This window comes from Thermosipho globiformans (assembly GCF_003990895.1).
GTDB lineage: Bacteria > Thermotogota > Thermotogae > Thermotogales > Fervidobacteriaceae > Thermosipho > Thermosipho japonicus.
On sequence record NZ_BHXD01000020.1, the window covers coordinates 1 to 11798 of the forward strand.

General features: G+C 27.5%; 13 protein-coding genes. 10 read left to right on the forward strand and 3 right to left on the reverse strand.

Annotated elements, in window-relative coordinates:
* The first annotated feature begins 88 nt into the window (after window positions 1–88).
* Window positions 89–1012 carry a 1-phosphofructokinase family hexose kinase gene (locus tag EO083_RS09350; RefSeq protein WP_126994135.1) on the forward strand — a complete coding sequence of 308 codons (924 nt, stop codon included), beginning with the start codon at window positions 89–91 and terminating at the stop codon, window positions 1010–1012.
* Here EO083_RS09350 and EO083_RS09355 read toward each other — a convergent pair.
* Window positions 977–1993 carry an NAD-dependent epimerase/dehydratase family protein gene (locus tag EO083_RS09355; RefSeq protein ID WP_126994137.1) on the reverse strand — a complete coding sequence of 339 codons (1017 nt, stop codon included), beginning with the start codon at window positions 1991–1993 and terminating at the stop codon, window positions 977–979. The genes EO083_RS09350 and EO083_RS09355 overlap by 36 nt on opposite strands.
* On the reverse strand, window positions 1990–2418 hold the full coding sequence (locus tag EO083_RS09360) for a MarR family winged helix-turn-helix transcriptional regulator (protein WP_126994139.1): 429 nt from the start codon (window positions 2416–2418) through the stop codon (window positions 1990–1992). The genes EO083_RS09355 and EO083_RS09360 overlap by 4 nt, the downstream gene beginning before the upstream one ends.
* A gap of 175 nt (window positions 2419–2593) precedes the next feature.
* On the opposite strand from EO083_RS09360, the gene EO083_RS09365 reads away from it, so the two are divergent.
* From EO083_RS09365 to EO083_RS09405, 9 genes are all read left to right on the forward strand, one after another.
* Window positions 2594–3124: a GNAT family N-acetyltransferase gene (locus tag EO083_RS09365; protein WP_126994141.1), complete on the forward strand. Its 531-nt coding sequence runs from the start codon at window positions 2594–2596 to the stop codon at window positions 3122–3124.
* Window positions 3121–4458, forward strand: a complete 1338-nt coding sequence (locus EO083_RS09370; protein WP_126994143.1) for an aldehyde dehydrogenase family protein — start codon at window positions 3121–3123, stop codon at window positions 4456–4458. The genes EO083_RS09365 and EO083_RS09370 overlap by 4 nt, the downstream gene beginning before the upstream one ends.
* Window positions 4459–4731: 273 nt before the next feature.
* Window positions 4732–5553: a phosphate ABC transporter substrate-binding protein PstS family protein gene (locus tag EO083_RS09375; RefSeq protein ID WP_126994145.1), complete on the forward strand. Its 822-nt coding sequence runs from the start codon at window positions 4732–4734 to the stop codon at window positions 5551–5553.
* Window positions 5554–5564: 11 nt separating this feature from the next.
* Window positions 5565–6425, forward strand: a complete 861-nt coding sequence (locus tag EO083_RS09380) for a PstC family ABC transporter permease (RefSeq protein ID WP_126994147.1) — start codon at window positions 5565–5567, stop codon at window positions 6423–6425.
* Entirely contained in the window at window positions 6418–7239 is an 822-nt protein-coding gene (pstA, locus tag EO083_RS09385) for a phosphate ABC transporter permease PstA (protein WP_126994149.1), read from the forward strand. The genes EO083_RS09380 and pstA overlap by 8 nt, the downstream gene beginning before the upstream one ends.
* Window positions 7226–7978: a phosphate ABC transporter ATP-binding protein PstB gene (pstB, locus tag EO083_RS09390; RefSeq protein WP_126994151.1), complete on the forward strand. Its 753-nt coding sequence runs from the start codon at window positions 7226–7228 to the stop codon at window positions 7976–7978. Before pstA ends, pstB begins: the two co-directional genes overlap by 14 nt.
* A gap of 14 nt (window positions 7979–7992) precedes the next feature.
* Complete coding sequence (phoU, locus tag EO083_RS09395; protein WP_126994153.1) at window positions 7993–8661, forward strand: phosphate signaling complex protein PhoU; 669 nt, start codon at window positions 7993–7995, stop codon at window positions 8659–8661.
* The gene (locus EO083_RS09400) at window positions 8639–9307 is read left to right on the forward strand and encodes a response regulator transcription factor (RefSeq protein ID WP_126994155.1); all 669 of its coding nucleotides are present in this window, start codon (window positions 8639–8641) and stop codon (window positions 9305–9307) included. Before phoU ends, EO083_RS09400 begins: the two co-directional genes overlap by 23 nt.
* A complete protein-coding gene (locus EO083_RS09405; protein ID WP_126994157.1) occupies window positions 9300–10250 on the forward strand; it encodes a sensor histidine kinase in 951 nt (316 codons plus the stop codon). The genes EO083_RS09400 and EO083_RS09405 overlap by 8 nt, the downstream gene beginning before the upstream one ends.
* On the opposite strand, the gene EO083_RS09410 is transcribed toward EO083_RS09405, so the two are convergent.
* Window positions 10237–11352, reverse strand: a complete 1116-nt coding sequence (locus tag EO083_RS09410) for an ROK family transcriptional regulator (RefSeq protein WP_126994159.1) — start codon at window positions 11350–11352, stop codon at window positions 10237–10239. The two genes, EO083_RS09405 and EO083_RS09410, sit on opposite strands and share 14 nt — an antisense overlap.
* Window positions 11353–11798 lie beyond the last annotated feature (446 nt).

The window sequence follows — 11798 nt, forward strand, 5'->3', positions numbered from 1 at the left end:
TAACTATTTGAAATTACATAACACTATTTACTTTTCAATGACCAATTTATACTTTTTACTAAACTAATTATACGAGGAGGTAATATATATGATATTTACACTTACAATGAATCCGTGCCTTGATAGGTATATTTATGTAGACGATTTAAAGCTTGATGATACAATCAGAGCAAAAAAAGTAGTGGATTATCCTGCCGGAAAAGGAATAGATGTATCAAGGGTAATTAAAGAGCTTGGAGGAATTTCAGTAGCTATTTCTCTTTTAGGTGGTGATACTGGAAGAAAAATTGAAGAAATGCTTGATATGGAAGGTGTTATATATACGACGATAAGGGTTAGTGTAGAAACAAGAACAAATATTATTTTAGAAACAAATAGTGGACAGTTTAGAATAAGCGTTCCAACTAAAAAAGTTTCAAGAAAAAAGTTAGAAACAGTTTTAGAAGTTTTAAATGCTATAGTTAGAAAAGGAGACATAATTGTAATTTCTGGAAGTCTTCCAACTGGAGTTTCTCCTGATTTTTATACCGGAATAATTTTTGCTTTAAAACAATGGGGAGTATATGTTTATTTTGATGCAGATAGTGAAAAGTTAAAATCAGGATTATTAGGTGGTCCCGATGTAATAAAACCTAATCAACATGAGTTTGAAAGGCTTGTTGGTAAGAAAATAGAAAAGTTTGAAGATTTTATAGAACAAGGTAAAAGATTAATTTTAGACTATAATCTTAAGGAAATATTATTAACTTTAGGTTCAAAGGGAGCTTTATTATTAGCAAATGATGAAGGATATTTTGCTAAACCTATTGATGTTCCAGTAAAAAGTGCAGTAGGAGCTGGCGATTCATTTTTAGCAGCTTATGTTTTAATGAGAGAAAAAGGTAGATATGAAGCCTTTAAGTGGGCAAATGCAGCAGGAAATGCAGCAGTTATGACTCCTGGGACCGAGTTATGTAAAAAGGACGATGTTTTAAATTTACTTGATAGAGTGCAAATTGAGAGGATTTATTAATTTCTCTTTTAAAAAGTAATTTGAAAGCCATTCCAATGTATCATAAAGAGTTATTTTTATATCTCTTGGATTATAATTTATTTCTTTTGCAGCTTTTTCATGGGAAAATGTATAGTTTCTTGTTAACGTATGTATTGAGTAAGGAGTAAATAGTGTTTTTTTATTTACAAGATATCCAAAAGTTGTTGAAAATAATGATAAAAAATATGCAACGTTTGTATTTATAACTTTTGGTTTTAAGTTTTTCCCTGTGATTTCATTTAAAAGTTGTATAAGCTCAGTAGTTTTAAAAGTCTTATTTGAAAGTATATAAAAATTAGCTCTTTTATCAAGGTAAATAAGTTTAATAATTCCATCTGCAACGTCTCTTACATCTACAAAATCAAAACTTCCATCGATAATGTATTTGAGTTTGTTGGTTAAATATTTTAAAAACGTTATCCCCATTTCAGATGGTTTAAAATCAAATGGGCCAATAATACCAGTTGGGCATACGGTGGTAATATCTAAGCCTGATTTTATTGCGTTAAGAACTTCAAGTGCTGCAATTGCTTTTGATTTGCCATATACTCCAGAAGTTTTTGAAGGATCGATATTAGTGTTTTCATCTATAACAGTTCCAGGCTTTGGCTCTTCAAATGCGTGAACTGAGCTAATATAAATTAGTTTTTTATTTGATTTTTTACAAACTTTTAGTATATTTTTAGTCCCGTTTATATTTACTGAGTAAACAGCTTTTTTCTTCCAGGGAAGTATTGATATAAGTGCAGCAAGATGAATAATTATGTCTGCATCTTTTGATAATTTTTCAACTAGTGTATAATCTCTTACATCACCTTTTACGATCTTTACATTTAATCCTCTCAAACTTTCACATTTGTCACTTGGATGAACAAGTGTTACAACTTGTTCCCCCATTTTTAAAAGCTTTCGGATAAGAACATTTCCTAAATGCCCTGAACCACCAGTAATAAATATCATTTTTTCTCACCTCCTAAATTTTTAATAAAGTATTCGAAGCCTTTGTTAATAATTTGAAGTTCATTATCAGGAATTTTAGAAATAGTATAGTCAACAATTTTATTAAAATCTTCCAAAAATTTATTAAAAATGTTTTCTCCTTTTTTTGTTAAAATTAAGAATATTTTTCTTCTGTCTTTGCTAGACCTTTTTCTTTTGACAAGTTTTTCATGTTCTAATTTGTCAATAATGACTGTTATAGTACTTTTTGAAAGATTTAGTTTTTGAGAACATTCTTTCATTGTAACATCGTTATTTAAAGCAATAAAAAGAAATACATAAAACTCATTTGTAGTCATTTTTGAAAATACTTTATTTGTTTGAAAAAAATTGACAAAATTTACTACTAGTGAGAAGATTGTTTTTAAGATATCTTCTTTATTCAAAATAGCACCTCCTAATATAGTTTAATTTATAAACTATTTATATTATAAACAATTTATATTATGAACCAAAATTAGAATAAACTGTTTGTGGCTTTTTGAAAGCAATTTATAATTAATTATCTTTTTTATTCTTTATTTTTGATATAATTTAGTTAAGAAAGAAGGGGGGATTAAAATGTACAATGGAAATTTAGTTAGGTTGAGAGCGTATGAAAAAAATGACTTGGAAATAGCAAGAAAATTTGTAAATGATCCTGAGGTTAAAAAATATTTGATTCCTGGAATTCCATTTCCATTAAGGGTTGATGATGAAGAAAAGTGGTATAACAGTTTAAATCCATTTGGAAAAGGGGAATATTCTTTTGCTATTGAAAGGATTGAAGATGGAAAATACATTGGAGGTTGTGGTATAAACAAGGTCGATTGGAAAAACTCAGTTGCTGAAGTTGGTATTTTTTTGGGAAAAACATATTGGAATAAAGGATATGGAACAGATGCTATGAGAGTATTAGTCAATTTTGTTTTTAACGAAATGAATGTTAATAAAGTAAAGTTAGAGGTATTTTCTTTCAATGAAAGAGCGATAAGAAGTTATGAAAAAGTAGGATTTAAAAGAGAAGGAGTTTTAAGAGAGGAGATATTTAGAAATGGTAAATATTACAATGTAATTGTTATGGGTTTACTAAGAAGGGAGTGGAATAGTTGATAAATTCTTTAAAAGAATTTTTCAGTACTGGAAAAACATACAATTTAGAGTTTAGGATTAATCAATTAAAAATTTTAAAACATGCATTGGAAGAATTTGAAGAAGACTTATATAGTGCTCTTTTTCTTGATTTAAATAAATCAAAAGAAGAAGCTTTTTTGACAGAAATATTTATTGTTTATAGAGAAATAAAATATTTTATTAAAAATTTGAAAAAACTTTCAAAGCCTAGAAGAGTAAAAGTTGGTATTGAGAATCAATCTGGAAAAGGTTTTTTAATTCCTGAACCCTATGGTGTAACTTTAATAATTTCGCCTTGGAATTATCCTGTAAATTTAACGCTAACTCCTTTAGTTGGAGCTATTGCAGCTGGAAATTGTGTTGTTTTAAAACCTTCTGAATATTCAGAAAATGTTACTAAGGTTTTAGAAAGAATGATTACAAAGTATTTTTCAGAAGATTATATAAAAGTAGTTACAGGGGATGCAGAAATTTCTAAAAAACTTTTAGATCAAGATTTTGATTATATATTTTTTACAGGAAGTCCAGATGTTGGAAAATATGTAATGAAAAAAGCATCTGAAAGACTAATTCCAGTAACACTTGAGCTTGGAGGAAAAAACCCAACTATTGTAGATTCAACTTGTGATTTAGAACTTTCAGCTAAAAGAATCGCTTGGGGAAAATTATTAAATGCAGGGCAAACATGTATTTCTCCTGATTACTTAATTGTTGAAAAAAGTATTAAGGAACAACTAGTTGAAAGCTTAATTAAATATTTTGAAGTTTTTCAAAGTAAGATGGCTTATATAATTAATGATAGGCATGTAAAAAGACTAAAAAATTTGTTAAATAATACAAAAGGAAGAATAATTTTTGGAGGGAAAGTATACGAAAGGAAGTTTGAACCTACTATTGTAGATGATGTGAAAATAAACGATTCATTAATGAGTGAAGAAATATTTGGTCCTATTTTGCCTATAATTACATTTAAAAATGAAAAAGATATATTTGAAATAATTAGTAAAAATCCATATCCTTTGTCTCTATATGTATTTTCGAATAACAAAGCTTTTGTTAATAATGTTATTAATAAAATTCAAGCTGGTGGGGTAAGTGTAAATGATACGATTTCTCATTTTGTCCCTGAAAATTTTCCTTTTGGTGGAATAAAAACAAGCGGAATAGGAAGGTATCATGGCAGATATAGTTTTGAAACATTTTCACACTTAAAACCAGTATTTTTTAGAGGAAAGTTTGAAATTAACGTAAAATATCCCCCGTATAAAGGTTTTGAAAAAATTCAAAAAATTTTAAGAAAATGGTACTTATGATTTTTATTTTTTAAAATAATTTACATTACTAACAATTTTATTTGTAAAAGCAGAAAATAATTGATTGCTATGTATGAGTAGTTTATACTTTTAGTATTTATTTCGCTTTAACTTTAGGAAAGTTCAGCAGTATTTATAGGCTTCATTTACTTTTCATACCAGCCTAAATATAGCTCTCCTTTATCTCTTAACATTTCTTAATATTTCTAAAAAAAAATAAAATGTGTATTTTAGATAATACTCCTGGAGACCAAAAACCAGGAGGTGTTTCTTATGAGAAAGATTTTTGTTATTTTAGCATTATTGTTGGTGTTTTTTGCATTTTCAAGAACTTTGGTAATTAAGGGTTCTAACACTATTTTCCCAGTTGCTCAACTTTGGATAGAAGAGTTAAAAAAAATGTATCCAGATATGGAGATAACGCTTGAAGGAGCAGGCTCATCGACCGGTATTGCAGCCCTATTTAACGGGACAGCAGATATTGCAAATTCAAGTAGGTGGTTAAAAGAAAGTGAAATTGAAAAAATGCATAATATGAAAAAATATTTTGTACCTATTATTGTTGGTTATGATGGTATAGCAGTAGTTGTAAGTAAAAATCTTGGAATAGAAAATATATCAATAGATACTTTGAAAGATATATACACTGGAAAAATAAGATATTGGAGTCAAGTTGATCCAAATTTACCTAAAAAGCAAATAGTAATTTATTCAAGAAATACAGCATCTGGAACTTTTGAAACATTTGAAAATAAAGTTTTGAATAAAGAAAAAATGGCACCATGGGTTAGAATGGTTGAAAGTACTCAATTTGAAATAGAATCTGTGAAAAATAATCCATATGCAATTGCCTATACTGGAATTGGATATGTAACAGAAGATGTTAAAGTTTTAAAAGTAAATGGTGTTTTGCCAACTAAAAGAAATATTTTAGAAGGAACCTATCCAATTTCAAGACCATTGTACATGTTTGTTGATGCATCAAACGGATACCTTGTTGATGATCTCATTAAAAAATATGTTAATTTTGCAGTTTCTAAAAAAGGACAAGATTTAGTAGAAAAAGCAGGGTATGTTTCTGCATATGGATTTTAGGAGGTAAATAAATGAGGACTTTTAAGTATTATTTTCAGATGTTTTTAATATACTTTTTTGCGCTGTTGTCCATCACAGCGCTCTTTCTCTTAATAGTATTTATATTTAAAGAAGCATTGCCAGCAATTGTTGAACTAAAGTTAAAACCGTTGATGAGCATTTATTGGTATCCAACATATGATCCTCCTGAATTTGGTATGTTAGCTCTAATTGTTGATACTTTACTTGTAACATTAGTTTCATCAATTATTACTATTCCAATTGGTTATTTTATATCATTTTATCTTCATACTTATTCAAGTGGTTTTGAAAAGAGATTCATTAAATTTATTATTAGTATTTTGTCTGGAATTCCATCTGTCATAATTGGGATGTTTTTGGTATTTTACATTTCACCAATATTTTTGAATTTTGGTGTGTGGTCTACTGAGAATTTTCTCCTTGCAGTTATTGGCCTTTCTTTGCTTTCACTCCCTTATTCCGTTTCACTTATGACAGATTCTTTAGACAGTGTTCCAAAAGAATTAATTGAAAGTTCACTTTCTTTAGGAGTTTCTAAGTTTATTACTACATTAAAAATTACAACTTTGGCATCACGTTCTGGATTAATTAACTCAACAATTTTAACAATTAATAGGATAATAGGAGAAACAATGGTGGTTTTATTGGTTGGAGGAGGAGCAGCAATGATTCCTACTTCATTTTTTGATCCTATAAAACCTTTAACGGCAGCTATAGCTAGTGAAATTGGTGAGGCAGGGGTTGGAAGTATGCATTATCACTCATTATTCCTAGCTGGTTTAATTCTATTAGTAATTTCTTTGTGCTTAACTTATTTATCAAAGTTAAGGAGCTGGAAAACATATGGATAAATTTGCAAAAATTATCTTAAAGATTTTGTCATATATTGTAGTAATTTTCGTTGCGTTTGTAATTATAGAAGTTTTAGCAAATGGGATAAAATATTTTTCATTAGATTTTTTTACAAAATATCCAGAAAATGGAATGAGACAAGGTGGAATATTTCCAGCAATAGTTGGCAGTATTTATATTATTATTACAAGTGTTATTTTTTCAGTTCCATTAGGAATATTTACTGGAATATTTTTAGCAGAATATAAAGATAAGAAGATTTCAAAAATAGTAGAATTAGCAGTTACCGGACTAAGTGGAATGCCATCTATAGTTTATGGTTTATTTGGCTATGCTATGTTTTCAATTGCTTTGGGATTTGGGACTTCAATATTGTCAGCATCTCTTACACTTTCTATAATGACTTTGCCAATAATTTCTAATTCAACAAAAGAAGCTTTGGCAAGTTTACCAAAAGAACTTAAAGAATCATCATATGCATTAGGGGCAAAAAGAAACGAAACTATTTTTAAAGTGTTATTAAAAGCATCAAAATCAAGAATTACTACGGGTGTTTTATTAGGATTTGGGCGAACTTTAGGAGAAACTGCACCAGTGTTGGTAACAGGATCTGTTTTTTATGCTACTAGTATGCCAAAGAATATTTTTTCTCCAGTAATGACATTGCCAACTCATATATACTATCTAATTTCTGCATATGGAAAAGAATCGATGTGGATGACAAGTGGAACAGCAGCATTTCTTCTAATTTTGATTTTGATTATTTACTTGATTGCTTATAAAATAGGAGGTATTAGTAATGGAAATAATTAAATTTAAAAATTTTGGAGCATATTATGGAGAAAAGAAGGTTGTTAATAATGTGACTTTTTCAGTTTATGAAAATAAAATTACTGCAATAATAGGACCTTCAGGTTGTGGAAAATCAACTCTTTTAAGAAGTATAAATAGAATAAATGATGAAATTCCAGGATTTAAAGTTGAAGGATCACTTTTAATTGATGGAAAAGACGTTTATACAGATGTGGATGATTTAACAGTTTTGAGAAAGAAAGTTGGAATGGTCTTTCAAAGGCCTGTTCCATTTCCAATGAGCATTTATGAAAACATAGCTTTTGGATTAAAAATACATGGAGTTAAAGATAAAAGTAAAATTAATAAAATTGTTGAAAAAACTTTAAAAGAAGCAGCACTATGGGATGAGGTGAAGCATGAACTTGATAAAAATGCTTATTCACTTTCTGGAGGGCAACAACAAAGGTTGTGTATTGCAAGATCTCTAGCTATTGAGCCAGAAGTTTTACTTTTAGATGAGCCAACATCTGCACTTGATCCAATAGCAACTCAAAGAATAGAATCGCTTTTGGAAAGATTATCAGAAAAATATACAATTGTTATAGTGACACATAATATAGCACAAGCAATTAGAATATCAGATTACATTGCATTTATGTATAAAGGAGAACTTATTGAATTTGGAGAAACATCTGAAGTTGTAAGAAATCCAAAAAATAAATTAACAGAAGAATACTTAAATGGTAAAATAGGTTAGAGGAGGAATAAAATATGGATACTATACATTTTGAAAAAGAATATTCAATGTTAAGAGCTTATATTTCTAAAATGCTTTCACTAGTATCTCAATCTTTTGAAAATGCTATTGAGGCATTAGAATTTTTTGATGTTTCTCTTGCCAAAGATGTTATTAATGGCGACGATGAAATAGATTTATTAAATAGACAAATAGAAGAGAAGGTTTACGACATTATAGCTCGTTATAATCCTATTGGAAAGGATTTGAGGTATATAATTACGATGATTAAATTTTCGAATAATTTAGAAAGAATTGCTGATTTATCTTGCAATAGTGCAGAAAAAGTCATTTATTTTGAAAAAAACAATATTGATTACAAGATGATAAGGGAAGTAAAAGAAATGTTTGGAATAGTATTAAAAATGCTTCATGATACATTTTTAGCTTTTTCAAAAAAAGATATTGAATTATCTAAAAAAATATGGTTTGATGACAAAAATTTAGATGATTTAGAAAAGTTGATAAGAAACAAATCACAGGATCTTGATAATAAAGAATCTATTATATACAATATTCTAATAGCACGTGATTTAGAAAGAATAGGCGATCATTTAACAAATTTATGTGAAGAAATAATTTATATAGAAACTGGAAGGGAAATAAAGGAGATAATAAATTATGAAAAGGATTCTAATAGTTGAGGATGATTTGTCAATAAGAAATATTTTGAAAAAATATTTAAAATCTCATGGATATGAAGTTGACGAAGTAGGAAGTATATTGGATTTTCGTAAAAAGTTATATAATGATAAATTTGACCTGGTTTTGCTTGATATAATGCTTCCTGATGGTTTTTCGATAAATGAATTACCTGATATAAAGGTTAATTTTCCAGATCTTGGAGTAATTATTATTTCCGCAAGAGATAGCGATAATGATAAGATATACGGTCTTGAAATTGGCGCCGATGATTATGTTGCAAAGCCGTTTAATCCACGGGAAGTCATTGCAAGGATAAAATCATATTTTAGAAGGATTTCAAAAAATAATGAATATATAAAATATGGACCATTAGAAATATTTTGTGAAAATTATGTTGTTAAATTAGACAATAATGAAGTTGAGATGACTGCTAAAGAATTTGAAGTTTTATGTTTACTTGCAAAAAATCCAAATTATGTTTTTTCAAGGGAAAAAATTTTAGATACTGTTTGGGGAGATGAATTTATTTCAGATAGGGTTGTTGATGTTCATATAAGTAATATAAGGAATAAGATAGGAAAATCCTGGATAAAGACAATAAGAGGAGCGGGATACAAATTTAATCCGAGGGGATATGATGTTTGATTTTGAAATTTTCCAAAATTTTGATGAACCAATTATAATGCTTGATGGTTTAAAAATAATCAAGGCAAATAATAAAGCATTGGAATATGGTTTTAAGGATAATTTTGAAATTTTGGATGTATTTACATCAAAAAATATTGATGTAATAATTGAGTTTTTAATAGAGAGAAAAAATTTTGAACTTGAAGAAAGGCTTTATTTTTTTGAGTTTTCAGATTGGAGATATGTAAAAATTAAATTTTTTGATAATTTACTTTACTTATCGGATTTAACTGAATATATAAAAATTAAAGAGGCAAAAGTGAATTTTACTACAGCAATATCCCATGAATTATTTAATCCACTTTCTATTATTAAGGCTAATACAATTTACCTAAAGGATACTCTTAATGAAGATAATAAAGACATTTTGGAAGCCCTTGAAGATATTGAAAAATCTTCAAAGAGAATGGAAAGAATTATAAAGCAGTTGAAAGTACTGGCTATGTTAGAACTTGGAATGTATAAACCTAAGATTGATATAGTAGATTTTGAAAAAATATTAAATGAGGTTATTGATGAACTTTCACAGAAATTGAAAAGTAAAAATTTAACGCTCGATTTAAAAATTTTAAATAAAGAGTATAAAAGTGATGGTTTTATGCTTTATACAATAATTAAAAATTTGCTTTCTAATTCTATAAAATATTCATACAATAATTCCACAATTTTCATTGAAGCATATAAAGATAAAATAATAATTAGTGATAGTGGAATTGGTATAAAAAAAGAGGATTTAGAAAAAGTTACACAGCGATTTTACAGAAGTAAAGAAGCCACCAAAATGGCAACAGGGTCAGGATTGGGACTTTCGATTGTAAAACATATTTGTAATATTTTAAATTATAAGTTGATTATAGAATCAAATTATTTAATTGGTACAAGAGTTATTATTCAATTTTAGTTGATATATATTTTTGTAAAGCATTAATTGATGCACCTAATTCAATATTGTTTTCAAGTCCGCGAAAAATTATAGGTATAGGTATTTTGTTTGAATTAATAAGCTTTTTTTGTAACATCTGTGAAAACCATGGTGTTACACCTTCACCTGTTAAAATAACTTTTTTTGGTTCTAAAATTCTAAAAATTGTTGAAATAAATATTGTTAGATAATTAAAAGTATCTTCATATATATCCTCGGCCTTTTTTTTGAAAGTTTTGTAAAGTGTTCTTACTTCGTTTAGATCATTTTCAAAATTTTCTTCATTTTCTATAAAATCTACAATTTTAAGATCACTGTGTTTGTACTTTTTCAAAACAGCATAATCAGAAGCAAGAGTTTCAAGACAACCTGTACTTCCACAATAACACTTTTCATTTCCACCAGCATAAAAGTGACCTAATTCTATTATTTTTCTAATTTTATTGTTTTTTAGTTCATCATTTCCATAATAGCATGCGCCAATTCCGGTTCCGTAATTAATAACTAAAATATTTTCTCCTTTGTATTTAATATATTCTTCGGTTGCAATTGCTTCTACATCATTTAATATAGAAAGCGTAGAATTTTTAAAATGGGTTTTAACGATTTTTTCAGGAGAAAAGTTTTCAAGTTTAAGAATTTTTGAATTAACTTTTTGATCTACAACTTCTCCGGAAAAAGCCATTCCAACAGCTTTGATATTTTCTTTCTCAGAAATTGTTTCAAAAGCTTCATTTAAAAATTTTGAGAGGTTTTCATTTCCAATATTTTTTTTACTAAGTTTAAAAGTATAGCGTTCAAGAATTTCAAAGTGTCCATTAAATTTTGTAATATTTACATAGTCTCTTCCTATTTTAACTCCAAGTGAAATCCAATATTCTTTGTTTAATGAAAGATACTGCTTTGGCCTTCCTTGTCCAAAAGTTGGAATTTTATATATTTCAATAAAATCTTTAATTTTTTTAATAGTATAAGATAGTGTTGAAGGGGTTACATTTAAATTTTTTTCAAGGTCTGATCTACTTACTTTATTGTTGATTATCAATTCATTTAGAATTCTTTTAGCTGTATTATTTTCCATTGTATTCACCTCTTTAACTCTTTTCAATTTTTACTCACGATATTATTGTAAAGAAGATACTTTTGAAATATTTTAGAAATTCAGATAAAAAAACTAAGTTTACAATTTATTGCAAAGACTCTTTTGATAACTTTTCTATTTTAATATTTAGTAACTCTGTTATTTATTTTACCACAACAATACTTTTTCTTAAAGTTTGAAAATGTATATTTTTGTACTTGTTTGGAACTTTTATCATATATTAGAATTATGTTTGTTATAGTTATAAAGGAATATAATTTTTATGTGTTTAATATATCTTTTAGATGTGATCTTTTTTTATGGACTTATTTAATATTAGAAAAATTGTTTTTCTACAATATATATCTTTCACCCTGGCCAATGTAAAAATTATTTTTCAATCAATCTAATCATTTTAGGATGAGCAGAAAGCGTGTCTATTAACA

Excerpts from the sequence above, each read along its gene's own strand:
- EO083_RS09380 (WP_126994147.1), top strand. The coding sequence starts at position 5,565 with ATGAGGACTTTTAAGTATTATTTTCAGATGTTTTTAATATACTTTTTT.
- EO083_RS09355 (WP_126994137.1), bottom strand. The coding sequence starts at position 1,993 with ATGATATTTATTACTGGTGGTTCAGGGCATTTAGGAAATGTTCTTATC.
- EO083_RS09350 (WP_126994135.1), top strand. The coding sequence starts at position 89 with ATGATATTTACACTTACAATGAATCCGTGCCTTGATAGGTATATTTAT.
- EO083_RS09410 (WP_126994159.1), bottom strand. The coding sequence starts at position 11,352 with ATGGAAAATAATACAGCTAAAAGAATTCTAAATGAATTGATAATCAAC.
- EO083_RS09375 (WP_126994145.1), top strand. The coding sequence starts at position 4,732 with ATGAGAAAGATTTTTGTTATTTTAGCATTATTGTTGGTGTTTTTTGCA.
- EO083_RS09405 (WP_126994157.1), top strand. The coding sequence starts at position 9,300 with ATGTTTGATTTTGAAATTTTCCAAAATTTTGATGAACCAATTATAATG.
- pstA (WP_126994149.1), top strand. The coding sequence starts at position 6,418 with ATGGATAAATTTGCAAAAATTATCTTAAAGATTTTGTCATATATTGTA.
- phoU (WP_126994153.1), top strand. The coding sequence starts at position 7,993 with ATGGATACTATACATTTTGAAAAAGAATATTCAATGTTAAGAGCTTAT.
- EO083_RS09365 (WP_126994141.1), top strand. The coding sequence starts at position 2,594 with ATGTACAATGGAAATTTAGTTAGGTTGAGAGCGTATGAAAAAAATGAC.
- pstB (WP_126994151.1), top strand. The coding sequence starts at position 7,226 with ATGGAAATAATTAAATTTAAAAATTTTGGAGCATATTATGGAGAAAAG.
- EO083_RS09400 (WP_126994155.1), top strand. The coding sequence starts at position 8,639 with ATGAAAAGGATTCTAATAGTTGAGGATGATTTGTCAATAAGAAATATT.